At 71.2% G+C, this 25,077-nt stretch carries 19 protein-coding genes; 10 read left to right on the top strand and 9 right to left on the bottom strand.

Going from position 1 to position 25,077, the window contains the following annotated elements; translation table 11 throughout:
• Positions 1-35 precede the first annotated feature (35 nt).
• Together ABGB01_RS11840 and ABGB01_RS11835 are read left to right on the top strand one after the other, a co-directional pair.
• Complete coding sequence (locus ABGB01_RS11840; RefSeq protein WP_347773205.1) at positions 36-1,628, top strand: thiamine pyrophosphate-dependent enzyme; 1,593 nt, start codon at positions 36-38, stop codon at positions 1,626-1,628.
• A 13-nt stretch (positions 1,629-1,641) separates the two neighbouring features.
• Positions 1,642-3,102 (top strand): benzaldehyde dehydrogenase, encoded by a 1,461-nt coding sequence (locus tag ABGB01_RS11835; RefSeq protein WP_347773203.1) that lies wholly within the window; start codon positions 1,642-1,644, stop codon positions 3,100-3,102.
• Positions 3,103-3,163: 61 nt separating this feature from the next.
• Here the strand turns inward: ABGB01_RS11835 and ABGB01_RS11830 are convergent, their stop codons facing one another.
• The gene (locus ABGB01_RS11830) at positions 3,164-4,030 is read right to left on the bottom strand and encodes a bifunctional methylenetetrahydrofolate dehydrogenase/methenyltetrahydrofolate cyclohydrolase (RefSeq protein ID WP_347773201.1); all 867 of its coding nucleotides are present in this window, start codon (positions 4,028-4,030) and stop codon (positions 3,164-3,166) included.
• 220 nt (positions 4,031-4,250) lie between these two features.
• On the opposite strand from ABGB01_RS11830, the gene ABGB01_RS11825 reads away from it, so the two are divergent.
• The 3 genes from ABGB01_RS11825 (at position 4,251) to ABGB01_RS11815 (ending at position 10,575) form a co-directional block, all read left to right on the top strand.
• Complete coding sequence (locus ABGB01_RS11825) at positions 4,251-8,495, top strand: glycoside hydrolase family 38 C-terminal domain-containing protein (RefSeq protein ID WP_347773199.1); 4,245 nt, start codon at positions 4,251-4,253, stop codon at positions 8,493-8,495.
• Positions 8,496-8,716: 221 nt separating this feature from the next.
• Positions 8,717-9,673: a hypothetical protein gene (locus tag ABGB01_RS11820; RefSeq protein ID WP_347773197.1), complete on the top strand. Its 957-nt coding sequence runs from the start codon at positions 8,717-8,719 to the stop codon at positions 9,671-9,673.
• Complete coding sequence (locus ABGB01_RS11815; RefSeq protein ID WP_347773195.1) at positions 9,673-10,575, top strand: ROK family protein; 903 nt, start codon at positions 9,673-9,675, stop codon at positions 10,573-10,575. Before ABGB01_RS11820 ends, ABGB01_RS11815 begins: the two co-directional genes overlap by 1 nt.
• 64 nt (positions 10,576-10,639) lie before the next feature.
• Here the strand turns inward: ABGB01_RS11815 and ABGB01_RS11810 are convergent, their stop codons facing one another.
• From ABGB01_RS11810 to purN, 3 genes are all read right to left on the bottom strand, one after another.
• Complete coding sequence (locus ABGB01_RS11810; RefSeq protein ID WP_347773193.1) at positions 10,640-10,816, bottom strand: hypothetical protein; 177 nt, start codon at positions 10,814-10,816, stop codon at positions 10,640-10,642.
• A 137-nt stretch (positions 10,817-10,953) separates the two neighbouring features.
• Positions 10,954-12,495 (bottom strand): bifunctional phosphoribosylaminoimidazolecarboxamide formyltransferase/IMP cyclohydrolase, encoded by a 1,542-nt coding sequence (gene purH, locus ABGB01_RS11805; protein WP_347773191.1) that lies wholly within the window; start codon positions 12,493-12,495, stop codon positions 10,954-10,956.
• Positions 12,492-13,121, bottom strand: a complete 630-nt coding sequence (purN, locus tag ABGB01_RS11800; protein ID WP_347773189.1) for a phosphoribosylglycinamide formyltransferase — start codon at positions 13,119-13,121, stop codon at positions 12,492-12,494. Before purN ends, purH begins: the two co-directional genes overlap by 4 nt.
• 76 nt (positions 13,122-13,197) lie before the next feature.
• Between purN and ABGB01_RS11795 the strand changes: the two genes are divergently transcribed.
• The gene (locus ABGB01_RS11795) at positions 13,198-13,617 is read left to right on the top strand and encodes a hypothetical protein (RefSeq protein WP_347773187.1); all 420 of its coding nucleotides are present in this window, start codon (positions 13,198-13,200) and stop codon (positions 13,615-13,617) included.
• 48 nt (positions 13,618-13,665) lie between these two features.
• Here ABGB01_RS11795 and ABGB01_RS11790 read toward each other — a convergent pair whose 3' ends face one another.
• On the bottom strand, positions 13,666-14,901 hold the full coding sequence (locus ABGB01_RS11790; RefSeq protein WP_347773185.1) for an epoxide hydrolase: 1,236 nt from the start codon (positions 14,899-14,901) through the stop codon (positions 13,666-13,668).
• A gap of 62 nt (positions 14,902-14,963) precedes the next feature.
• Between ABGB01_RS11790 and ABGB01_RS11785 the strand changes: the two genes are divergently transcribed.
• Positions 14,964-15,929 carry a WYL domain-containing protein gene (locus tag ABGB01_RS11785; protein WP_347773183.1) on the top strand — a complete coding sequence of 322 codons (966 nt, stop codon included), beginning with the start codon at positions 14,964-14,966 and terminating at the stop codon, positions 15,927-15,929.
• A 71-nt stretch (positions 15,930-16,000) separates the two neighbouring features.
• On the opposite strand, the gene ABGB01_RS11780 is transcribed toward ABGB01_RS11785, so the two are convergent.
• The 3 genes from ABGB01_RS11780 to sucC form a co-directional block, all read right to left on the bottom strand.
• A complete protein-coding gene (locus ABGB01_RS11780) occupies positions 16,001-17,635 on the bottom strand; it encodes a DUF6350 family protein (protein ID WP_347773181.1) in 1,635 nt (544 codons plus the stop codon).
• Positions 17,636-17,912: 277 nt separating this feature from the next.
• Complete coding sequence (gene sucD / locus ABGB01_RS11775) at positions 17,913-18,788, bottom strand: succinate--CoA ligase subunit alpha (protein WP_347616666.1); 876 nt, start codon at positions 18,786-18,788, stop codon at positions 17,913-17,915.
• A gap of 3 nt (positions 18,789-18,791) precedes the next feature.
• Positions 18,792-19,973 carry an ADP-forming succinate--CoA ligase subunit beta gene (gene sucC / locus ABGB01_RS11770; RefSeq protein WP_347773507.1) on the bottom strand — a complete coding sequence of 394 codons (1,182 nt, stop codon included), beginning with the start codon at positions 19,971-19,973 and terminating at the stop codon, positions 18,792-18,794.
• Positions 19,974-20,635: 662 nt separating this feature from the next.
• Here sucC and ABGB01_RS11765 point away from each other — a divergent pair.
• A complete protein-coding gene (locus ABGB01_RS11765; RefSeq protein WP_347773179.1) occupies positions 20,636-21,508 on the top strand; it encodes a hypothetical protein in 873 nt (290 codons plus the stop codon).
• Between the two features lie 169 nt (positions 21,509-21,677).
• On the opposite strand, the gene galE is transcribed toward ABGB01_RS11765, so the two are convergent.
• On the bottom strand, positions 21,678-22,655 hold the full coding sequence (gene galE, locus ABGB01_RS11760; RefSeq protein WP_347773178.1) for a UDP-glucose 4-epimerase GalE: 978 nt from the start codon (positions 22,653-22,655) through the stop codon (positions 21,678-21,680).
• 265 nt (positions 22,656-22,920) lie between these two features.
• Between galE and ABGB01_RS11755 the strand changes: the two genes are divergently transcribed.
• Both ABGB01_RS11755 and ABGB01_RS11750 read left to right on the top strand, forming a co-directional pair.
• Complete coding sequence (locus ABGB01_RS11755; protein ID WP_347773176.1) at positions 22,921-24,372, top strand: glutamate--cysteine ligase; 1,452 nt, start codon at positions 22,921-22,923, stop codon at positions 24,370-24,372.
• Positions 24,369-25,013 carry a neutral zinc metallopeptidase gene (locus tag ABGB01_RS11750; protein ID WP_347773174.1) on the top strand — a complete coding sequence of 215 codons (645 nt, stop codon included), beginning with the start codon at positions 24,369-24,371 and terminating at the stop codon, positions 25,011-25,013. The genes ABGB01_RS11755 and ABGB01_RS11750 overlap by 4 nt, the downstream gene beginning before the upstream one ends.
• Positions 25,014-25,077 lie beyond the last annotated feature (64 nt).

The raw sequence follows: 25,077 nt of genomic DNA, 5'->3' as shown, positions 1-25,077 counted from the left end.
CCGTCTAGAGCTGGGGAGCGGGCAAGGGGAGAACGATGAGCACCGTCAGGGAGGCCGCGTTCGACGTGCTGAGAAGCCGCGGACTGACCACGATCTTCTGCAACCCCGGCTCCACCGAGGTGTCGCTGCTCATCGACCTGCCGGACGATCTGCGCTTCGTGCTCGCCCTGCACGAGGCCTCCGTGGTCGGGATGGCGACCGGCTGGGCCATCGGGAACGAAGCCCCCGCGCTGGTCGTGCTGCACACCACCGCCGGGCTGGGCACAGCGGTCGGCGCCATCGCCACCGCCCGGGTCAACCGGGCGCCCCTGGTGATCATCGTCGGGCAGCAGGACCGGCGGCACCTGGCGCTGGAGCCGTTCCTGACCGGGCGGCTGGAAGGGCTGGCCGGCGACTACCCGGTGTGGGTGAACCAGCCGGCGCGCGCCCAGGACGTACCAGGGGCGCTGGCCCGCGCCTGGCACGAGGCGGTCACGGCCCGCGGGCCCGCGCTGGTGATCGTGCCGATGGACGACTGGCGGGCGCCCTTCGACGGGGAGGTCCTCGCGGCGCCGGCCCGGCTGCTGCGCCCGGCCGCCGTCCCCGACGCCGACCTGGCGCCGCTGGTGCGGCTGCTGGCGGGCGCGCGCTCGCCGGCGATCGTGGCGGGCGCGGGGGCCGCATGGGATCCCCTGGTCGCGCTGGCCGAGCGGCTGCGGTGCCCGGTGTTCCAGGAGTCGTTCGGGGCGCGCGCCGGCTTCCCGCAGGACCACCCGCAGTACGCGGGCGTCCTGCCCGCCGACAGGGAACGGCTGCGGGAACGGCTGGCCCCGCATGACGTGGTGCTCGCGGTGGGCGCCCCGGTGTTCCGGCAGTACGTGTACGTGGCGGGCCCGCTGGTCGCCCCGGGCACCGCGGTCGCGTTGGTCACCGACGACCCGGCGCAGGCGCACCGCAGCGCGGCCGACCTGGCCTACCTCGCCTCCCCCGCCGCCGTCTGCGCCCGCCTCACCACCCTCCTCCCCGCCGTCCCGGCCACCCCGCCTCACCACCAACCGAAAGTCCCCGACCAGGGCGAACCTCACCCTGACGGTGGGCCGCTGCGGGCGGCGCACGTGCTGCGCGCGCTGGCAAGCCGGCTGCCCGCAGACACCGTGCTCGTCGAGGAGACCCCGTCCTCCCGCCCTGACCTGCACCGCCTCGTGCCCGCGAGAACCCCGCTCGGCTTCGTCTCCGCGGCCATGGGCGGGCTCGGCTTCGCCCTGCCCGCCGCCGTGGGACTGCGCATGGCGCTCCCCGGCCGCCCGGTGGTCGCGGTCGCGGGCGACGGGTCGGCGCTCTACGGGCTGCACGCCCTCTGGAGCGCCACCCACTACCGCGTGGGCGCGCTGTTCGTCGTGCTCGCCAACGGCCGGTACGCGGTCATGGACCGGCTGGCCGACAAACAGGGCGGCAAGGCGCCGTGGCCACCGTTCACCGAGGTGGACGTACGCGGCCTGGCCAGGTCGCTCGGCTGCCCGGCCCGGCGGGTGGACTCGTACGACGAGCTGACGGCGACCCTCGACGAGGTCCTGCCCGAGCTGTGCGCCCGCGAGGAACCCCTGCTGCTTGACGTGACCGTGGCTGTTGATCCCGACTTCCAGCCTTGAGGAGGCTGCTGCCATGACGTTCCTGGACCCCAAGATCTGGACGGGCTCCGTCTTCGGCGGCGGCTGGACCGCCTCCCGCTCCGGAGACGCGCCTGTCATCGAACCGGCCACCGGCAACGAACTCGGCCGGGCGGGCACCGCCGGAGCCGACGACGTCGCGGCGGCCACCGTACGAGCCCGCGAGGAGCAGCGGGCCTGGGCCGCGACCCCGTACGAGGAACGGGCGGCCGTGCTGCGGCGCGCCGGACGGCTGTTCGAGGAACACGCGCAGGAGATCCAGGACTGGATCGTCCGCGAGTCGGGCGGCGTGCCGGGCAAGGCGGGCTTCGAGACGCACGTGGCGGCGCAGGAGTGCTACGAGGCGGCGGCGCTGGCCTCCCAGCCGCTCGGCGAGGTGCTGCCGACCGCGCGCAAACGCCTCAGCTTCGCGCGCCGGGTCCCCGCCGGGGTCGTGGGCGTGATCGCGCCGTTCAACTTCCCGCTGATCCTCGGCATCAGGTCCGTCGCCCCGGCACTCGCGCTGGGCAACGCCGTCGTGCTGAAGCCGGACCAGCGCACCGCCGTGTGCGGCGGGTTCTCGATCGCCCGCGTCTTCGAAGAGGCCGGGCTGCCCAGCGGGCTCCTGCACGTGCTGCCCGGCGGCCCCGACGCCGGGCAGGCCCTGGTCGCCGACCCGAACACCGACGTCATCTCCTTCACCGGCTCCACTTCGGCCGGGCGCATGGTGGGCGAGACGGCGGCCCGCCTCCTCAAGCGCGTCCACCTGGAGCTCGGGGGCAACTCGGCGCTGGTCGTGTTCGACGACGCCGACCTCGAACCGGCGGTGTCGGCGGGCGCCTGGGCGTCGTTCTTCCACCAGGGGCAGATCTGCATGACCTCCGGCCGCCACCTCGTGCACGAGTCCGTGGCCGGGGAGTACGTCGAACGCCTCGCCGCCAAGGCCGCCGGCATGCCGGTCGGCGACCCCGCCACCGGCCAGGTCGCACTCGGCCCGCTCATCGACGCCGGCCAGCGCGACCGGGTGCACCGCCTGGTCACGGAGAGCGTGACGGCCGGGGCCAGGCTGGCGGCGGGCGGGACGTACGAAGGGCTGTTCTACCGGCCCACGGTGCTGGCCGACGTGCCCGCGGGCGCGCCCGCGTACGCGGAGGAGGTGTTCGGGCCGGTCGCCCCCGTGACGACGTTCGCCACGCTGGAGGAGGCGGCGGCGCTGGCGGCCGACTCGGAGTACGGGCTGTCGCTCGGTGTGCTGACCCGCGATGTGATGAAGGGCCTGGCCCTGGCGGACCTGGTGCCGACGGGCATCGTGCACATCAACGACCAGACGGTGGACGACGAGGCCGTGGCCCCGTTCGGCGGGCGGGGCGCGTCGGGGACGGGCACGAGGCTGGGTGGGGCGGGTGCGAACATCGACGCCTTCACGGAGACGCAGTGGGTCACCATGCAGGGCGACGTCGCGGCGTACCCGTTCTGACGCCCGGCCCCCTGAAAACGCCCTACACTTCCGGGGCCCGCGGCCCGTACGGCGGCCCGCGTCAGCTGCCGGAGGCGCCGGGCTGGAGCCGCTCAGCGGCCTCCACCACGTTGGAGAGCAGCAGGGCGCGGGTCATGGGGCCGACTCCGCCCGGGTTGGGGGTGAGGAAGCCCGCGACCTCCTCGACGTCGAGGGCCACGTCTCCGGCGATCTTCCCGTTGACCCGGGAGACGCCCACGTCGAGCACGGCCGCGCCGGGCTTGACCATGTCACGGGTGATGAGCTCGGGAACGCCGGCCGCCGCCACCACGATGTCGGCCCTGCGCACGTGGCCGGCCAGGTCTTGGGTGCCGGTGTGGCAGAGGGTGACGGTGGCGTTTTCGCTGCGGCGGGTCAGCAGCAGCCCCAGCGAGCGCCCCACCGTGATGCCGCGGCCGACCACGGCCACCTCGGCGCCCTTGATCGGCACGCCGTATTCCTGCAGGAGCAGCACGATGCCGTGCGGGGTGCACGGGAGGGGCGCGTCGACCATGTGGACGAGGCGGCCGAGGTTGATCGGGTGGAGGCCGTCGGCGTCCTTCGCCGGGTCCATCCGCTCCAGCAGGGCCATCGTGTCGAGACGCCTGGGCAGGGGCAGCTGGACGATGTAGCCGGTGCACTCGGGAGAGGCGTTGAGCTCGTCGATGGCCGCCTCGACCTCGGCCTGCTTGGCGGTCTCTGGCAGGTCGACGCGGATGGAGGCGATGCCCACCTCGGCGCAGTCCCGGTGCTTGCCTGCGACGTAGATCTGGCTGCCGGGGTCGTCGCCCACGAGCACGGTGCCGAGGCCGGGCGTGATGCCGCGTTCTCTCAGCGCGGCCACCCTGGTCGCGAGGTCGGCCTTGATCTTGGCGGCGGTGGCCTTGCCATCGAGTTTCACTGCGCTCATGCGGTAATCCTTCCATGCCTCGTGGCGGCCCTCGTACGGGGTGCGCGGGGCGTTCGCGTCGAGCGGGATCAGTGAGTGGAGATCGGAGTAGGGCCGCCAGTTATCCACAGACCCCAGGCAGTTGGATCCGGTTATCCACAGGCGCCTCTTGACATCGTTGTCATCGATCTTTCGAAGGCTTAGTGTTGCGGGCGCCAGCAACAAGCTCTGGAGGTCCCCCTTGCCCACCCGCCTGTTGTCCGCGGAGTCGACCGATCTGTTCGTGGGCTCGCGTGACGAGCCGCATCAAGTGCTGCGCGTCACCGTCGCCGCAGGAGACCACGAGACGCCGCTCGACCTGCGCGGCGAGGGCGTCCGCCTGGCCGGGCCCGTGCGCGTTCCCGCCACGGCCGGCGTGCTGGAGGTCCCCATGGCCGTGTCCGCGCCGCCGGGCGCCGCCGTGCCCTGCCTGCTCACCCTGGGCGAGGAGTCCCTCGAGGTCACCGTCACGGCCGAGGAGCCTGGCTGGACCATGCACATGGTCTCCCACTTCCACTACGACCCGGTGTGGTGGAACACGCAGGCCGCCTACACCAGCCCGTGGGAGCTGCTCTCCGCCGACAACACGACCAGGCCGCTCTATGAGCGAAACGCGTTCGCGCTGGTCGAGGCGCACATCGAGCTGGCGCTGCGCGACCCCGACTACCGCTTCGTGCTGGCCGAGGTCGACTATCTCAAGCCGTTCTTCGACACCCACCCCGAGCGGCGGGCCGACCTGCGGGCCCTCATGGCCGAGGACCGCGTCGAGCTGATCGGCGGCACCTACAACGAGCCCAACACCAACCTGACCGGCGCCGAGACCACCATCCGCAACCTCGTCTACGGCATCGGCTACCAGCGCGACATCCTCGGCGGCGACCCGCGCACCGCGTGGCAGCTCGACGTGTTCGGGCACGACCCCCAGTTCCCCGGCTACCTCGCGGCGGCCGGGCTGACCGGCAGCGCGTGGGCGCGCGGGCCGTTCCACCAGTGGGGCCCGATCAGCAAAAACTTCAAGCAGGCCAAGAACGACGCGGCGCTGATGCAGTTTCCCAGCGAGTTCGAGTGGATCTCGCCGTCAGGGCAGGGTGTGCTGACCCACTACATGCCCGCCCACTATTCCGCCGGCTGGTCGATGGACTCCTCGCCCTCCCTCGACGAGGCCTGCCAGGCGGTCTACGACCTCTACCGCTCGCTCAAGCCCGTCGCCGCGACGAAGAACATCCTGCTCCCGGTCGGCACCGACTACACACCGCCCAACAAGTGGGTCACCGACATCCACCGCACGTGGGCCTCCCGCTACGTGTGGCCCAGATTCGTCTGCGCCACACCCCGCGACTTCCTCGACGCCGTTCGCGCCGGCAGGCCGTCGTTCAGCCCCCAGACGCGCGACATGAACCCCATCTACACCGGCAAAGACGTCTCCTACATCGACACCAAGCAGGCCCAGCGGGCCGCCGAGGTGGCGGCGCTCGACGCCGAGCGCCTGTCGACGTTCGCCGCCCTGCTCGGGCTCGGCCGCTATCCGCACACCGCGCTCGACAAGGTGTGGCGGCAGCTGGCCTACGGCGCACACCACGACGCCATCACCGGCTCCGAGTCCGACCAGGTCTACATCGACCTGCTGACCGGCTGGCGCGAGGCCCACGACCTGGCCGCGACCGCCCGCGACCGCGCGCTCGACGCGCTGACCGGCCAGATCACGCTCGACGGCCACAGCGTGGTGGTGACCAACACCCTGCCCTTCGCCCGCGACGGCCTGGTCCGCGTGAGCGTCCCCGCCGGGCACACCGTGGCCGGTCCCTCGGGAGCCGAGGTCCCCGCCGTCGCGGAGGGCGACACACTGACCTTCCTGGCCCGCGACGTGCCCTCGCTGGGCTGGCGCACCTACCGTGTGGCGCGGGGCGTCCCCGGCTCCTGGCAGGCTCAGGCCCCCGTGGCCCACGCCACCGAGCCGGAGACCCGGCCGACGCCGGTCGCCTCGGACACCTCGCGTCCCGGCCCCGTCCCTGCTGACGCGTCGACGCCCGTCACCATCGAAAACGACCGGTGGCGCGTCACGGCCGATCCGGCGCGCGGCGGGGCGCTGACCTCCATCCTCGATCTCACCTCAGGCCGGGAGTTGCTCACCGGCCCCGGCAACGAGCTGCGCCTCTATCACGAATATCCGCAACATCCCGACATGGGCGAGGGCCCCTGGCATCTCATCCCCACCGGCCAGGCCGAAGGCTCGGCCGAGACGCGGGCGCTGTCGGCGTCCGCGCAGACGAGCCCGATCGGCCACCGCCTGACGGTCACGGGCCAGGTCGGCGAGGTCGCCTACGAGCAGACCGTCACCCTGACGGACGGCTCCGACCGCATCGACTTCACCACCCGCGTCCTCGACCACACCGGCGCGGACCGCCTGCTCCGGGTGCGTTTCCCCGCCCGCGTCGACGGGGCGCTGCCGGTGTCCGACGTGGCCGGCGCCGTGGTGGGGCGCGGGTTCGCACTGCCCGACGTCGACACCGCCGAGCACCCGTGGACACTCGACAACCCGGCCAACACCTGGTTCGGCCTGTCCACCACGGCGAAGGTCGACCTCGGCGAAGCGGGTGCGCGGGCGTTGGGCGTGGCCGAGGTCGTGGTGCCCGCCCTCGACGACGCCCCCAAGGCCCGTGACCTGGTGGTCGCCCTGGCCCGCGTCGGTGTCACCGCCACCACGTCCTCCGCGCCCGGCACCCGTTACGGCTGGCTCGACGTCGACTCCAACCTGCCCGACGTGCGCATCGTCATCGGCGGCCCCGACGACAACCCGCTGGCCGCCGAGCTGCTCTCCCGCGCCGACCCGGCCTACCTCGACGCGCTCAAGTCGGGCGAGTCCCGGGTGTGGGTGCCCGCCGAGCGCCCGCTGACGGAGGTCTGGCAGCCCAGCGCCGACCTGCGCGACGTACGCGCCCTGCCCGCCCTGATCGTCACCGGCCCTGTCGCCGACTTGGTGGCCGACCTCGCCGACGCCACGATCGAGGCCGTGTGCCCGCTGGGCGCCGAGCGGCTCGACGACCGTACGGTCGCCCTGCTGACCTATGGCCTGCCCGGCTTCGCCGTCGACCCCTCGGGCGCGCTGCACCTGTCCCTGATGCGCTCGTGCACGGGCTGGCCGTCGGGCATCTGGCTCGACCCGCCCCACCGCACGACGCCCGACGGCTCGGGTTTCCAGCTCCAGCACTGGACCCACGAGTTCTCCTACTCCCTGGTGGCCGGTGAGGGCGACTGGCGGGCCCTGCGGCTGCCGGCGGCGGCGCAGGAGCACATCACCCCGCTGCTTCCCCGCACCGTCCACGCCGCACAGCAGGGCGCCCTCCCCGAGGTCCACTCCCTGCTGACCCTCACGCCGGCTCGCGACGTGCTGCTGAGCACCCTCAAGGCCACCGGCAACCCGCACGCCCACGGCCGCGCCGACCGGCCCCGCGACGGTGTCACCATCCGCCTGGTCGAGTCGACCGGGCTGGGCTCCCAGGCCGGGCTCTCCTCTCCCGTGCTCCCCCTCGACCGGCTCGCCCACGCCGATCTGCTCGAACGTCCCGGAGCGCCGGCCACCGACCTCGCCCTGACCGGCGCCGAGATCGCCACCTACATCGCCCCCACAGCCATGCCCGCCACCGACGCACCCGGGTTCGGCCCGGAAACGGAGCCGGCGCAGCCCGTCTACAGCCGCTACTGGCTGCACAACAAGGGCCCCGCACCGCTGGGCTACCTGCCGATCTCCATCGCCATCGACCCCGGCCTCGTCACCTCACCGCAGGAGCCCTTCGAGGTGGAGGTCGTCGTCTCCTCCCACCTGACCGACGAGCCCCACGAGGGCGTGGCAGAGGTCCGCGTGCCCGAAGGGTGGACCGCCACCCCGGCCCAGCGCCCCTTCCACCTCCCGCCTGGCGGCCACCTGCGGTTCCCGGTGACCGTGACGCCCCCGCCTCTCCCAGGATCCGGCCTCTGCTTCGTCTCGGCCCGCACCACCGCGGGCGGCCAGCTCATCGAAGACGTCACCACGGTCGCCTTCGGCGAGGTCCCCGAGCTGCCCGTGGCCGGCAGGCCCGCCGAACCTCGCAGAGCCAACCGGGGCACCAAGTCCGCCGATGCCCGCCCGACGGGCCTGTCGATCACCCCCGCCACCGGGTCGCTGACGCTCCGGCCCGGCGACCGCGCCTCGCTCACGCTCAGGCTCGCCAACACGACCTCAGACGAGATCCGCGGCGAGGCCCAGCTCGCGTCCCCCTGGGGCACGTGGGCCATGCTCCCGGAGGTCATCCAGGGCTTCACGGTGACCGCGGGCGAGACGGCGGAGGTGTCGTTCCCGGTGGAGGTCCCGACGGACGCGAGCGACGGCCACGCCTGGGCCCTGGCCAAGGTCATGTGGTTCGGCCGCTGCCAGTACGCCCCAGCCATCCGCCTGGCGGTGACCCGGTGACCCAGCACCTCGAAAGTCCCACGGCAGCCACCCCGCAGCCCTTCCCACCGGACCGCACCCCACCCCCGCCGACGGCCTCCCCCCAACCCCTCCCGCCAGACCGCACCCCGCCCCCGCCGGCGACCGTTCCCCAGCCTTCCCAGCCGGACCGAGCAGCCCGCCCGTCCGGCTCGGCCGCGGGTACGGAGACACGGCACGAGGCGCACTCCGGTCAGCGGGAGGTGATCGGCTGGGTGGACGGCCGCCCGATCTCCCGCAAGCTCCTCGACGAGCGCCTCACCGCCCTGCGAGAGGGCCCGCTCAGCGCGGCGCTTCCGGTGCCGGGCACCTCCGAGGACCGCCAGCTCGCCAGGTGGCTCACCCAGGTCATCCTCACCGAGGCACTGTGCGAGAGCACGGCCACCGGTCTCGGCCTGCGCCCGAAGGAGAGGCCGCCGCTGGATCGCTTGGCCGCCGTCGAACTGGGCTCGATCAACGCCGCCGCCTACAACGGCAGCCCGTGGGTGCGCGCCATGTTCGACCACGTCACAACCGATGTCATCACCCCGTCGCAATGGCGGCGCAGGCCTTCTTCCGCCTCCGCTTCCCCGTCACGGCACCTCGTACGACATCGTCTGTTCACCGATCGCGAGCGGGCGAGCGAAGCCTCCCCCGCTGATCTCGAACCCCTCGGGGCGATCGCGCTCGACTCGCTACCGATCGCCATCGCCGAAGCTCTCCAGGCCCACCCGTACGCCACGCTCGTCGGCCCGATCGAAGACGGCCTCGGCTGGCACGTCGCCATCGCGACCCCTGTCACGACACCGAGCCCGCCCGCCCACTCGGCCTCGGCCCCGCGTTCAGCCCCTGCTCCCGCCACGGTCCCAGCTACGGGCGTCACCCCTGACCCGATCCCCAACCCGGACACCGCTGCGATCTCACCGTCACCTCAGGAAATTGCCGCAACCATGACCCCGGGGGCGGCTGTGGCGGCCTTTATGGGAGGATCCGCCCTGGAGGAGCAACAATCGCATCGGATGTCCCGTGCATCGCGCCAAGACCCATACCTCTTGGAGGCGGCGCAGCGGCAGGCGTTCGCGCGATGGCTCGACAACCTACGCGCCAAGAAGGTGAAGCTCGTTCCCGGCTTTGAGCATCCTGGCGATCCACGCCAGCCCGACAACCACCACAAACATTGATGACCTGCGTACTCGCCATCGACATCGGAGGGACCAAGCTCGCCGCCGCGCTGGTGGACGAGTCGGGTTCGATCCTGCGTTCCGCGACCCGGCCCACACCGCGTGCGGACGTCATGAACGCGCTGGCGGCTCTCATCACGGAGGTGAAGACGGGCGGTCCGCCGCCCGTGGCCGCCGGCATCGGTTGCGCGGGTCCCATCGACCTCGCCGCCGGAACCGTGAGCCCGGTCAACATGCCGAGTTGGCGGGGGTTTCCGCTGCGCGACGAAGTACGGAAGCTGACCGGCTTGCCCACCATGCTGGCGGGCGACGCACAGTGCTTCGCGCTCGGGGAGCACTGGCTGGGCGCGGGCCAGGGCAGCGACGCGCTGCTCGGCATCGTGGTCTCCACGGGTATCGGCGGCGGCCTGGTGTTCAACGGCTCGCCGCTGCTCGGCCCGACAGGAAACTCCGGCCATGTGGGGCACATGTCCGTGGACCCGAACGGTGAGCGGTGCGAGTGCGGCGGCCGCGGGTGCGTGGAGCGCTACTCCAGCGGCCCCAACCTGGTTCGCTGGGCCGTCGGTCACGGCTGGAAAGGCGAGCCGGCCGACGCCCGCACTCTGGCCGAGGACGCGGCGGCGGGTGACTCGGTCGCGCTGGCCGCGTTCGAGCGTGGGGCCAGGGCGCTGGCGGGGATGATCGCCTCGGTGACGGCCGCAACCGAGACCACGAAGGTGGTGGTCGGTGGCGGCGTGTCGATGGCCGGCAAGGTGCTGTTCCAACCCTTGGAGCGGGCGCTCGACGACGTCGCGGGCCTCGCCTTCGTCCGGGCTGTCCGCGTCGTGCCTTCCGTGCTGGGCGTCCGGGCCTCTCTGGCCGGTGCGGCGAAGCTCGCGCTGGATCATTCTCCACCGGCATAGCCCTTACCGACCGCGCGGCCGGCGTCCCGTGCGGCGCGGGGAGACCTGCCGCGGGTCGCCGGGGTTACTCGGGTTCGGTGAACCGGGCCTCGCGGCGTTCGATGATGCGGCGGGTGAAGGGGATGATCTCCATGACGCGGCTGCCCAGATAGGCACCGATGAAGGCGAGCACCAGGAGGACGAAGGGGCTGGTAGCGAGGCCGTTCACAGTGACGAGGGCCTGCAGCATCGCGTCAAGCAAGGAAGACTCCGGGAAACGAGCAAACGGGGGAAGGCATCAGGTTAACCGGAGACAAGGGATGCTCGCCGCAAAACGGCTAAAGGGCGACATGATCGGCCATGTCGCCCTTTAGCGGATGATCAGTGGACGTAGGGTGATCAGTGGAAGAAGTGGCGCGTGCCGGTGAAGTAGAGGGTGATGCCCGCCTTCTCGGCCGCGTCGATGACCTCCTGGTCACGGATGGAGCCGCCGGGTTCGACGATCGCCCGCACGCCCGCCTCGATCAGCACCTGCGGGCCGTCGGGGAACGGGAAGAACGCGTCGGAGGCCGCGACCGCGCCGGCGGCGCGCTCGCCCGCCCTGGTGGCCGCCAGGCGGCAGGAGTCGACCCGGTTGACCTGGCCCATGCCGACGCCCACGGTCGCGCCGTCGGCGGCGAGCAGGATGGCGTTCGACTTGACCGAGCGGCAGGCCCGCCAGGCGAACTCCAGGTCGGCCAGCTGCTCGGGCGTCGCGGGCGTGCCGGTCTTGAGCTCCCATTGGGCGGCGGAGTCGCCGGGCGCGTCCACCTTGTCGACCGACTGCACCAGCAGGCCGCCGTCGATCTCGCGCAGCTCCGTCCGCCGTGACGGGCCCTGCGGGCACACCAGGAGGCGCAGGCTCTTCTTGGCACGCAACGTCTCCAGCGCCTCGGCGGCGTAGGAGGGGGCGATGACGACCTCGGTGAAGACGTCGGCGATCTGCCCGGCCAGCTCGGCCGTGACCTCGCGGTTGACGGCGATCACGCCGCCGTAGGCGGACACGGGGTCGCACGCGTGGGCCTTGCGGTGCGCCTCGGCCACGTCGGAGCCGACCGCGATGCCGCAGGGGTTCTGGTGCTTGATGATGGCGACGCAGGGCTCGGAGAAGTCCCACGCGGCGCGCCAGGCGGCGTCGGAGTCGAGGTAGTTGTTGTAGGACATCTCCTTGCCGTGCAGCTGCTCGGCGTTGGCGAGACCGCCCGTGCCGCCCGTGTAGAGGGCGGCGCCCTGGTGCGGGTTCTCGCCGTAGCGCAGGGTGGCCTTGCGCTGGTAGGCGCCGCCGGTGAACGACGGGAAGTCACCCTCCTCGCCGTACGTGCCGGCGAACCAGTTGGCCACGGCCACGTCGTACGAGGCCGTGTGGGCGTAGGCGACGCCGGCCAGGCGCCGGCGCTCGGCCAGCGTGAACCCGCCCTCGGCCACGGCGGCGAGCACGTCGCCGTAGAAGCCGGGGTCGACCACGACCGCGCAGGTGTTGTGGTTTTTCGCGGCGCCACGGATCATGGCGGGCCCGCCGATGTCGATCTGCTCGACGCACTCCTCACCGGACGCCCCCGAGGCCACCGTCTCCTGGAACGGATAGAGGTTGACGACCACGAGCTGGAACGGGTCGATCTCCAGCTCCGCCAGCTGGGTCACGTGGTGGGGCTTGGTCATGTCGGCCAGCAGCCCGGCGTGCACGCGCGGGTGCAGGGTCTTGACCCGCCCGTCGAGGCACTCGGGAAACCCGGTCAGCTGTTCCACCTTCGTCACCGGGATCCCGAAGGACGAGATCGCGGCCGCCGTGCCGCCGGTCGAGACGATCTCCACGCCTGCGCCGTCGAGGGCTCTGGCCAGCTCTTCGAGACCGGACTTGTCGTATACAGCGATCAACGCGCGCCGGATGGCGATGCGAGTCACGTGGATTCCCCTCCTGTGTGGTTGCCGATGCGGACGCTGCGTCCGCTGACCGTCCAGCCCTCGCGAGCCATCCGGCCGACGATCTCGACGAGCAGACGGCGCTCGACGGTCTTGATGCGCTCGTGCAGGACGGCTTCGTCGTCGTCCGGGAGCACGGGCACCGCTTCCTGGGCGACGATCGGCCCGGTGTCGACGCCCTCGTCGGCCAGCATCACCGTGCAGCCGGTCACTTTGACGCCGTGGGCCAGCGCGTCGCGCACGCCGTGGGCGCCGGGGAACGACGGCAGGAGCGCGGGGTGGGTGTTGAGCAGGGGAAAGGCCTGGAGTGTGGGCTCGCCGAGAATTCTCATGAAACCCGCCGACACGACCAGGTCAGGCTCGTACGCGGAGATCCTGGCCGCGATGGCCACATCCCATTCCGTCCGCGTCGCGTAATCGCCCACTTTTTCCACAAAAGTCGGGATGCCTGCCTTCGAGGCCCTGACCAGCCCTTCTATCCCCTCCCTGTCGGCGCCGACCGCGACCACGCGAGCACCGTAAGACGGGTCGGCAGAAGCGTCCAGCAGGGCCTGTAGGTTGGTTCCAGAGCCGGAGACGAGGACGACGAGCCGCCCAACCTTAGACACGCACACTCTCCCAAGAGGTAACAGGGTGGGGCTGTCAGCGTATCTGTTCCTCGCCCGGCGACGCAGAGGAGGTCAGGTGTCGACACCGGTGAAGGCACCGGCAGGCCAGCAGCCCGCTGAATCGGCGGGCCGCCGAGCGATCTGGTTGTCCATCGCAGCGCTGGCCATGACGTTCATGTTGCCGCTCGCGGGCCTGGTCATGGCGTTGTTCGCGCTCATGGCCGGCATCAAGGCGCTACCGCTGCTGAAAGGCGAGGGCAAGCCCACGGGTGTCGCCGTGGGCGGCATCACCGTCTCTGCGATCGCCCTGGCGCTGTCCACGATGACCACGGGGATGCAGCTCTACCTGATGGACGAATACTCCGCCTACCAGGAGTGCATGAAGGGGGCGGGGACGGTGTCGTCCCAGGGCGAGTGTTTCACGCAGTTCAGGGACGCGGCCGAGCGCAAGCTCCCGGCGGACGTGCTCGAACTGCTCGGCGCCATGCAGCCGTAGGACCGCTCAGCCCGTTGACCTGTGCCGGTCAGCCGCCCGCCCCCGGGATCATCGCGCGACGCGGAAGAACTCGCGCAGGTCGCCGACCAGCAGGTCGGGCGTTTCCAGCGCCGGGAAGTGGCCGCCCCGGCCGAACTCGGCCCAGTGGTCGACGGTGTTCGCCGGGTCGGCGAGGGCGCGGATCGTCATGTCCGCCGCGAACACCGCGATCCCTTGCGGCGGCGCCGGCACGGACGGCCCTCCGGACTGAGCGGCGCCGGACTGAGCGGCGCCGAACTGGTCGTCGCCGAACTGATCGTCGGTGGGCTGGGAGGAGGCCATCTCGCGATAGGCACGCATACCCTCGTAGAGAATGTCGGCCGAGGACGCGCCAGAGCCGGTGAACCAGTACAGGCTCACGTTGGTGAGCAGCCGGTCGCGGTCCACCGCGTCCTCGGGCAGTTCGGCGGCAGGATCAGTCCATTCCTTGAACTTCTCCGCGATCCACGCCAGCTGTCCGATCGGCGAGTCGTTCAGCGAGTAGGCCAGGGTCTGCGGGCGGGTGGACTGCAGGTGCAGATAGCCGAGACCGTCCTGGCGGGCGGCATTGAAGCGCTCGGCGCGGGCTCGGTCCGCGTCGGACAGGCCGTCCAGCTCGATGGGCGGGCCGAACGGGTACGGCGACGGGCCGTTGATGTGGGTGGCCACCACGCGGCCCGGAGCGGCCATGGGCAGCAGCATGGTCACGCCACCGCCGACGTCGCCGCCTTGCGCGGCGAACCGCTCGTAGCCGAGCCGGGCCATCAGCTCCCCGAACGCGGCGGCCACCCGGAACAGGTTGCCCCAGCCCGGGTCCCGCACCGGGTGGGAGAACCCGAAGCCGGGCAGTGAGGGGACCACGACGTGGAACGCGTCCGCCGGGTCACCGCCGTGCGCGCGGGGATCGGTCAGCGGCCCGATCACGTCCAGGAAGTCCACGAACGAGCCCGGCCAGCCGTGGGAGAGGATCAGCGGCAGCGCATCCGGCTCGGGTGAGCGGGCATGCAGGAAGTGGATGTCCTGGCCGTCGATGGTGGTCACGAACTGCGGATGCTCGTTCAGCGTCTTCTCCTGTGCGCGCCAGTCGAAGCCGTTCGTCCAGTAGTCCGCCAAGTCCTTGAGGTAGTCCACGGGAACGCCGCGCTCCCACCCGGTTCCGCTGATCTGCCGGGGCCAGCGGGTGCGGGTGAGGCGGTCGCGCAGGTCGTCCAGTTCGGCCTGCGGAATGTCGACGTGGAACGGGCGGATGTCCGTGTTGTTGTCCATACCGGAAAATCTAGGAGCGATACCGGAACAAGCCGTTCCTGTATTCGGGCAGACTTTGCAACATGTCGGACACAGCACAACGGCTGCTGCGGCTGCTCTCCTTGTTGCAGACGCCGCGAGACTGGAGCGGACCGGAGCTGGCCGAGCGTCTCGGCGTCACCGCGCGCACCGTGCGCAACGATGTCGAACGCCTGCGCGGTCTCGGCTACCCGGTGCACGGGATCAGGGGCGTCACCGGCGGTTACCGGCTGGGGCCGGGCGCACAGTTGCCGCCACTGCTGCTCGATGACGACGAAGCGGTCGCCGTCGCGGTCGGGCTGCGGGTGGGCGCCACACAGGGCGCGGTCACCGGCATCGAGGAGGCGGCGCTGCGTGCCCTGACCAAGCTGGAACAGCTGCTGCCGTCACGGCTCCGCCACCGGGTCAACGGCCTGCGCGCCTACCTCGTCCCGCTCCCGCACGCGGGCTCCCGCGTGGGCGCCGACACGCTCACCGCGATCGCGGCGGCCTCGCGCGACCACGAGCGGCTCCGGTTCGACTACGCCACCCATGACGGGTCGGCCGGCCGCCGCGAGGTCGAGCCGCACCGGCTCGCGCACAGCCGGGGCCGCTGGTACCTGGTCGGGTGGGACGTCGCGAAGTCCGACTGGCGCACGTTCCGGGTGGACCGGATGCGGCTGCGGACACCGAACGGCCCCCGGTTCACCCCACGCGAGGATCCCGGCGGTGACCTCGTCGGCCACGTCAGCACCGGCCTGGCCACCGCGACCTGGCAGTGCCGGGCGCGGGTGACGGTCCGCGCACCGGCCGAGCACGTACGCGACCGGCTGCCGTCCGGCGTTCGGGTGGAGCCCTTGGGCGACGACGCCTGCGTGGCCGAGGTCGGCTCGGACACACCGCACATGCTGGCCTGCTATCTCGGCATGCTCGGCGCCGGCTTCGAGGTCACCGAGCCGCCCGAACTCGTCGCGGAGATCCGCGCGCTGGCCGACCGCTACCGGCAGGCGGTTCCCGAGGGAACACCTTGACGTACGTCGCCGCGTGGTATGCCGGGCATCGGGCCGCCCGACCGGCTCGGTGAGCCTCTGTGGTCACAGCGCTAGTCGCGGTCCCAGGCGTAGGGGTCGACGTAGATGACGTGGCCGCCGCGGTCGTCCGACTCGTCGACGATGTCCTTGCGCGGCGGGCGGGTGTCCGGCCCCGGCTCCGGCACACGCGAGCGGGACTGGGCCAACGTCTCGGCCGCCGCCGACGCGTGCTCGTCCTGCCAGTCGTCCCTGATGACGGGGATCTCCTGGGTGTCGGCTTCCGTCGCGTCCATCCAGTGGCCGGGCAGCGGGCGCGGGTCGGACTCGGCCAGCCCCACCTTGCTCGCCGCCTTGGCCAGCGCGGCCCCGGCCTTGCGCACGGGGGCGGCCGCCTTGTCGAGCGGTGTACGGGCGCGTTTGTTGAGCAGCAGCAGGTTGGTCACGCCGGCGGAGATGCCCGCGGCCACGCCGACCTCAAGCGCCACCGACAGCGCCACCTCCCAGGGGGACGGCCCGACCGTGGCGAGCTTGCCACCGCCGATGGGCCCGCCGGACAGCGCCGCGAGCACCCCCGCCACGACGCCTGTCGAGACCCCGCTGAGGAACCCCCACAGCGGCGCCGCCTCGTAGGACGGCGACGGCGAGATCCTGGCCACCATCACGCCCGCCACCGCTCCGGCCGCGAACGGCAGCGCGATCACCGCCATCATCAACGCCGGCACGGTGCCGCTCTCCGGCAGCGCCCCCAGCAGCGGCAGGCTCGGAACCGTGCCGAGCTGCACCCCGGTGGGCGCGACCAGAGTGTCGGCGCCGATCGCGAACCCCGGCCCCGCGATGTAGGACAGGGCCCAGACGACGGCGTTGAGCGCGTAGAGGAGTTGCAGCAGCAACAGCAGCACCCCGCCCACGAACCCGGGCGAAAGCACGCTGGACAGCTCCTGGATCTGCCCGAAGTTGAGCACGATGGCGACCAGCACGAGCGCGAGCCCGGCCACGAGCAGCACCGCCGTGGCGACGGCCGTGCCGACGGTGAGCGCGCGCACCCGCTCGGGCAGCAGCCGCAACATGACCCGCCAGGGCCCGATCATCCGCGCCGTGGCCAGCGATCCCGCGAGGAACGCCAGCACGAAGTGGCTGAACAGCGTCTCGCCGAGGAACGGCTGGGTGATCTCGTTGCGCGCGACGACCGCGATCAGTCCGGCGAGCAGCGCGTACGGGGCCGCCAGCGAAACCCCCGCCTGCACCACGAGCACCAGCTGGGCCCGCCGCCGGGCCCCCGCCTGCGCCTTCGGGCTGTTCTTCGGCAGCCGGGCGGGCAGGCGCAGCCGCAGGTCGGCGTCGCGGGCCATCCATCGCGCCGCGCGGTAGAGCAGCACGGCGGGCAGCAACATCAGCCCCAGCGGCAGCAGGCCCACCCGCCCGCCGGGGATCGCGAACCCGGCGTGGTGCGCGGCCAGCCAGAGCTGCGCCGCCGTACGGAACACGCCCGGCAGCCCGGCTTCGAGCGTGCCGCGCGGCGCTGCGATCCAGCCGACCAGCGTGAGCGTGGTGAGCGCCGCCAGCCCGACGCCGAGCGTGGCGGCGGCCGCCAGCATCCCCGACACGGGCAGCGGCCGCCTGGTCTCGTCGTCGTCGCTCGAGACCCCGGGCAGTCGGCCGAGCACCGACCGGGGGGCGGCACGTAGCTGGTCGAGAATCGCCGTCACAGTAGGCGATTTTCTCAAGCTTTCGCGACCAGCGCTTGGTTGACGCGCCGCCCGCCCTTACTTTGTGGCCGCCGATCCTGTCCCGGTCGTGCCAGGCTCTTTCCTTTACGGCGCTGCCGTGGTTGCCCCGACCGCCGACCGGGGCCGGCGTCGGTCCAGGGAGACGCTTCTGAACCGGTCAGTGGCGCGCCGCCGCTACGACGCCTCGTCGACCGTGTTCCGTGGCAAACGAGAAGCCCCGCACGGGAGGCCGTGCGGGGCTGTCAGGAGGCGGCGCTCAGCGAGCCTGCATGATCTCGCGCATCAGGCGGGCCGTCTCGGAGGGGGTCTTGCCGACGCGGACGCCGACCTTCTCCAGGGCCTCCTTCTTCGCCTGGGCGGTGCCGGCGGAGCCGGACACGATGGCGCCCGCGTGGCCCATCGTCTTGCCCTCTGGAGCGGTGAAGCCCGCGACGTAGGCCACGACCGGCTTGGTGACGTGCTGCTCGATGTAGGCGGCGGCCCGCTCCTCGGCGTCGCCGCCGATCTCGCCGATCATCACGATCGCGTCGGTGGCGGGGTCTTCCTGGAACGCCTGGAGCGCGTCGATGTGCGTGGTGCCGATGACCGGGTCGCCGCCGATGCCCACGGCGGTGGAGAAGCCGAAGTCACGGAGCTCGTACATCAGCTGGTAGGTGAGCGTGCCGGACTTCGAGACCAGGCCGATGCGGCCGGCGGTGGTGATGTCGGCGGGGATGATGCCGGCGTTGGAGGCGCCGGGAGAGGCGATACCCGGGCAGTTGGGGCCGATGATGCGGGTCTTGTTGCCCTTGGCCACCGCGTAGGCCCAGAACTCGGTCGAGTCGTGCACCGGCACGCCCTCGGTGATCACCACGCAGAGCGGCATCTCTGCGTCGATGGCCTCCTTGACCGCGTCCTTGGTGAACGCCGGGGGCACGAACACCACCGACACGTCGGCGCCGGTCTGCTCCATCGCCTCCTTGACCGTCCCGAACACGGGCAGGCCCTCGTGCGTGGTGCCGGCCTTGCGGGCGTTGACGCCGCCGACCACGCGGGCGCCGGAGGCGAGCATGCGGCGGGTGTGCTTGGTGCCCTCGCCGCCCGTCATGCCCTGAACGATGATCTTGCTGTTCTCAGTCAACCAGATGGCCATGGGTCACACACCTGCCGCAGCGAGCTCGGCGGCCCGCTTGGCCGCGTCGTCCATCGTGTCTACCAGCTCGACCCGCGGGAGTGCGGCGTCGGCCAGGATCTGCCGCCCGAGCTGGGCGTTGTTGCCGTCGAGGCGGACCACCAGGGGGTGGGTCACGGCCTCGCCACGGCTCTCCAGCAGCTTGAACGCCGAGACGATGCCGTTGGCGACGGCGTCGCAGGCGGTGATGCCGCCGAAGACGTTCACGAAGATCGACTTGACGCTCGGGTCGGAGAGAATGATCTCCAGGCCCGCGGCCATGACCTCGGCCGAGGCGCCGCCGCCGATGTCGAGGAAGTTCGCGGGGGACGGCTTGCCGGGGAACTGCTCGCCCGCGTAGGCCACCACGTCGAGCGTGGACATGACCAGGCCCGCGCCGTTGCCGATGATGCCGACGTCGCCGTCGAGCTTGACGTAGTTGAGGTCCTTCTCCTTGGCCTTGGCCTCGAGCGGGTCCTCGGCCGCCTTGTCGGCGAGCGCCTCGTGGTCGGGCTGGCGGAACGTGGCGTTGTCGTCGAGGGTGACCTTGCCGTCGAGGGCCTTCACCTGGCCGTCGGCCGACAGGATCATGGGGTTGACCTCGACGAGCGTGGCGTCTTCGTCGACGAAGCAGCACCACAGCTTCTCGATGAGCTCGGCGGCGCCGTCGAGCGCCTTGTCCGGCAGGCCGCCGGCCACCGCGATCTCGCGGGCCTTGGCGCGGTCGATGCCGGTCAACGCCGAGACCGGCACCTTGGCGACCTTCTCCGGCGCGGTGTGGGCGACCTCTTCGATGTCCATGCCGCCGGCGGCGGAGCAGATCGCGAGGAATGTACGGTTGGCGCGGTCGAGCAGGAAGGAGAAGTAATACTCCTCCGCGATCGCGCTGGCCTCCTCCACGAGCACTTTGTGGACCGTGTGGCCCTTGATGTCCATGCCGAGGATGGCGGTGGCCTTCTCGACGGCGTCGGCGGCGTCGGCCGCCACCTTCACACCGCCGGCCTTGCCACGGCCACCGGTCTTGACCTGTGCCTTGACGACAACGCGGCCTGTCAGCTCCTCGGCCGCCGACCGCACCTCCTCCCCGGTGTGGGCGACGATGCCGCGTGGCACCGGGATGCCGTAGTCAGCGAAGAGTTCCTTCGCCTGATGTTCGAACAGGTCCACGAGGGGTCCGTCCTCTTCCCATTTGTCGCTCACCCTCCTCACTCGCTCCGTGGAGTGCCTTCTGCGCCGGCCCTCCACTCCGCTCGCTGCGTCGGGTTCGCTCCTTGCTTATCCGACTGAATGTTCGACGCTTGTCCGACTGATGTTCGGCGGCCCGGGCAACAGCACTTACGGTCGCGTCCGCTTCGCCGTTCGGTGGCATCGTGCCTCGCTCTCTCACGGCGAGCTCCTACGCTCAGGGTGCGTGCCGGGCGTTTCCGCCAGTGAAGCCTAGCCCGAAGCTTGACCTGACCAGGTCATCGGGTGGGGGTTCTCGCGCTATGTGACGGTGATCTCACTTCTCCACGACGGCATCTGCATGAATTTTGCACCGATTCGACGGCATACGCCCCGGTTCTCGATATACGGTCGTGATCTTCGATTGGCAGAATCGACCCCTCTTCCTTTTGGAACCAGAGGAAACTCGTATGAACCGATTTGTCGCGGCCTGGCGGTGACCACGGCCGCACGCACGGGGGCACACGGCGTTCCTTGAGGAAGACCCGATCCACTCGCTGAACTCGCTCGGCGGCATTCCGTAATGGCCGACTCCGCCGAGCCGCTCCACATGGCCGCACTTCTGCCTTGACCTCAACAACAGAACTTCGACGAAGGAAATCCGCATGAAGCGAATCCTGACCGGCGTGGCGTTAGCCACGACCGCCGCGCTGGTGACCGCCACTCCGGCGATGGCCGCTCCCAAGGACCCCGTGGTGGCCGTCAAGAAGCGGATGACCACCGGCAAGGGGGTGAGCTTCACCGAGCGCACGACCGTGTCCCAGGACGGCGAGCGCGAGGTGTTCCTCCGGCGCAGCGGCACCCTGCAGTTCAGCAGGTCGGGCATCGCCGCCTCCGACATCACCGGCAAGCTCAACATCACCTCCAAGGACCTGGGCGACGTGCCGGACAGCGAGTTCGGCGAGATCCTCAAGGCGGTGGCCAAGCCCGAGCGCACGATCAGGGTCGGCACCACGGCCTACCTCTCCGGCAACATGTGGACGACCCTGCTGCCCGAGGGCAAGACCTGGTTCAAGGCGCCCAAGGGCCCGCCCGGCGGCATCACCGGCACGTACGGCCAGCCCGTCAACGTCGCCGAATACTCCACGCTCAAGACCCTGCTCAAGGGCGCCAAGACCACCAGCCACGGCTACAAGGGCACCATCAAGCTGGGCGCCCTGTGGAAGGCCTCGCCCTGGCTGCGCGCCGGCTCGCCGAGCAAGCCGTCCGCCAAGGCGCTGAAGAGCCCGATCACGTGGCGGCTCACCGTGAACGCGGCCGGCCTGCCGACGCGCCTCGTGACGACGTTTGCGTCAACGGTGAACGGCGCCGGCGACGAGGGCACCGTGAGCGTGGACACGCGGTACACCGGCTGGGGCAAGGCTGTGTCGATCAAGGCGCCGGCGGCCAAGGACGTCGCGACCTCGTTCGAGGACGGCGAGGACGACATCTCCAGCCTGACCGAGATCCCCCTCGGCGCGTACGCCGTCACCGGCTGACCTGGCGACGGTTCGCGCCTCTCCCGCACCCGGACGGGAGAGGCGCGACCTGCCGGGAAGGGCGCGACCTCACGGAAAGGCCTCGACCGGGCAGGAAGCGAACGACCGGGCAGGAAGGGCACGTCCGGACGAGGAAGAGCGCGGCCGCACGGGAGAGGGGCGGCCGGGCTCAGCCCAGTCTGGACTCCCGGAGGGCCGCCCATTCGAGAGAGTGCCTGATGCCCTCGTCGAGGGAGTGGCGGGCCCGCCAGTCCAGCAGGCGGCGGGCCCGGTCGCTGCGGGTGTAGGCGCCGGGCACGTCGCCGGGGCGGGCGGGGGCCTCGACGACCTCGATGGGACGGTCCACGACCCGGTTGAACGCCTCGGCCAGCTCGCGGACCGTGGTGCCCGCGCCGGTGCCCAGGTTGATCACGTCCGTGTCCAGAGCGTCGAACCTGTGCAGGGCCGCCACGTGCGCGGTCGCCAGATCCCAGACGTGCACGTAGTCGCGGATGCCGGTGCCGTCTCTCGTCGGATAGCCGGTGCCGGTGATCCGGAAGGGCACGCCGTCCTCGTACGCCTCGATCATCTTGCCCAGGGCGTGGCTGGGACGGCGCAGTTGCAGGCCGGTGCGCATCCACGGGTCGGCGCCGACCGGGTTGAAGTAGCGAAGGGACAGGATCCTGATCGGGCGGCTGGCCGCGATGTCGGCGAACATCGCCTCGCACACCGCCTTGGTCTGCGCGTACGGGCTCTGAGGGGCGAGCGGCGAGTCCTCGTCCACCGTGTGGTCCGCGCCCGCCTGGTAGATGGACGCGGAGGAGCTGAAAATCATCCGCTGGCAGCCGTTGCGGAGCAGATGGTCGACGAGTTCGAGGCTCTTGGCTACGTTGGCGCGGTAATAGCCGATGGGGTCGGCCACGGAATCCGGCACGACGATGAGCGCCGCGCAGTGGACGACAACCTCAATATCCGGATTTTCGGCGAATATCTTGTCAATCAGCGGGCCATCGCTGATATCTCCCTCATAGAACACGCGCCCTTCGGCGAACTCCCTCCGCCCCGTCACAAGGCTGTCCAGAATCACGGGCGTGATCCCGGCATCCAGGCACGCCGACGCGACCGTGCTGCCGATATAACCCGCCCCACCAGTGATCAGTACACGCATCCCAGCACCCTAGCCTCGCTTCAGGTCTCCCGCCCGCCCGTCCTGACCCCATCCTTTACGGCTCCGCCAAGGCCGGCCACCCGCCGCACGCCGGCCGGGGACCTTCCAGGGCCGCCGGACGAGGGCGAGGATGTCGAGGTCGGCCAGTGGCGCTGTGGCGGTAGTCCACGGGACTCCATGCGAGGGCTCAGGGTGCGGCAAAGACTGGCCTGCGCTCTGGTCTTGGGGGCGTTGGCGTGCGACATTTCCTGATATGGGCAGGGACGTGCCAGTCGTCGTCTTCAGCCGGGACGACCGCCGGAAATATCGGGAAAAGGTGCGTCGATGCCTCGACGTCTTCGCCCAGATGTTGCGCGAATCCCGCTTCGACTTCGAACGCCCGCTCGCCGGACTGGAGATCGAGCTCAACATCGTGGACGCGCGCGGCGAGGCCGTCATGCGCAACGCCCAGGTTCTCGCCGCCATCGAGCGGCCGGACTGGGCGACGGAGCTGGGCCAGTTCAACATCGAGATCAACATCGAACCCCGGGAGCTCGGCGGCGACGGCGCACTCCTCCTGGAGAACGACATCAGGGCGCGGCTCAACCACGCCGAGGATCGCGCCCGCTCCCAGGGCGCCCACCTGGCCCTGATCGGCATCCTGCCCACGCTGCGCGAGCAGGACATCGGCGAGGGCACGCTCTCCGCGAACCCCCGCTACCGCCTGCTCAACGAGCAGATCTTCGCGGCCCGCGGCGAGGACCTGCACCTGTCCATCGACGGCGTCGAACGCCTCGACACGCACGCGGACAGCATCACGCCCGAGGCCGCCTGCACCAGCGTGCAGCTCCACCTGCAGGTCAGCCCCGAGGCGTTCGCCGCCCACTGGAACGCGGCCCAGATCATCGCCGCCCCCCAGGTCGCGGCCGCGGCCAACTCGCCCTACCTGTTCGGCAAGGAACTGCACCGAGAGACCAGGATGGCGCTGTTCGAGCAGGCCACGGACACGCGGCCGGCGGAGCTGAAGACGCAGGGCGTACGGCCGAGAGTCTGGTTCGGAGAGCGGTGGATCACGAGCGTCTTCGACCTGTTCGAGGAGAACGTCAGCTATTTCCCCGCGCTGCTCCCCCTCTGCGAGACCGAGGACCCGCGCGTGGAACTCGAACAGGGGCGCATTCCGGAGCTGCACGAGCTCACCCTGCACAACGGCACGATCTACCGCTGGAACCGGCCGGTGTACGCGGTGGTGAACGGGGTGCCGCACCTGCGCGTCGAGAACCGGGTGCTGCCCGCCGGCCCCTCCGTGGCCGACGTAGTCGCCAACGCGGCCTTCTACTACGGGTTGATGCGCGTCATGCCGTACGCCGAGCGGCCGCTGTGGAGCCGGATGTCGTTCCAGGCGGCGGCCGACAACCTCGCCACCGCGGCCCGGCACGGGCTGGACGCGCGGCTGTACTGGCCAGGGGTGGGCGAGGTGCCCGCGGCCGAGCTGATCCTGCGCCGCCTGCTGCCCATGGCGCAGGAGGGGCTGGCCGCGTGGGGCGTGGACGGGCCCGTCGCCGACCGGCTGCTCGGCATCATCGAGGGACGCTGCATCGCCGGGCGTACGGGCGCGAACTGGCAGGTGGAGCGCGTGCACGCGCATGGAGGCGACCGGCACGAGGCGCTGCGGGCCATGACTCTGGAGTACATCGAGCGCATGCACAGCAACGAACCCGTGCACACTTGGGATGCGTGAAGCCCGTGATCCGAGCCCTGGTTCTCGTCCTGGTCCTGCTGGTCGCCGCGTGCGCCATCACCCGGCCGGCGTCCATGGACACGGAGGGCGCCGACTCCTTCGAGGAGGACGTCCGCACGGCACGAACGTTGTCGGAGGCGTTCTGGAAGCAGCAGTTCGAGCAGTTAGGACGGACATATCGGCCGCTGACCGCCTTCGTCCCCTACTCGGGCCGCTCCGGCCCTGCCTGCGGCAACGAGCCCGCCGCCCCGAACAACGCCTTTTACTGTCCGCTCGGCCACTTCGTCGCCTTTGACCGGGACTGGATGGAGGCGCTGTGGACGGAGATGGGCGACGGATCCGTCTATGTGATCATCCCGCATGAGATCGGGCACGCCGTACAGGCGCAGCTCCAGACGGGCTTCCAGCTGAACGTGCAGGCGGAGCTCCAGGCCGACTGCTACGCGGGCGGCACCCTGTCCGCCCTGGTGAGCTCCGGGGCGCTGCGGGCGGAGGAGGGTGACGAGGAAGAGCTGCTCTACAGCCTTGAGGCGGCGGGTGACCCCACGGACGACTGGCTCGACCCCTTGGCGCACGGCACGGCGGCGCAGCGTCAGGCCTCGTTCGCGAGGGGATACCAGGACGGGGTGAGCGCCTGCTGACGCCGTACGGACCGGGCGGGTCCCGAAACGCCTGCCGTCGTCGTACGGACCGGGCGGGTCTCCA

This window comes from Nonomuraea sp. B5E05 (assembly GCF_039880665.1).
Classification (GTDB): domain Bacteria; phylum Actinomycetota; class Actinomycetes; order Streptosporangiales; family Streptosporangiaceae; genus Nonomuraea.
This window is presented reverse-complemented; position numbering and strand designations above follow the sequence as displayed.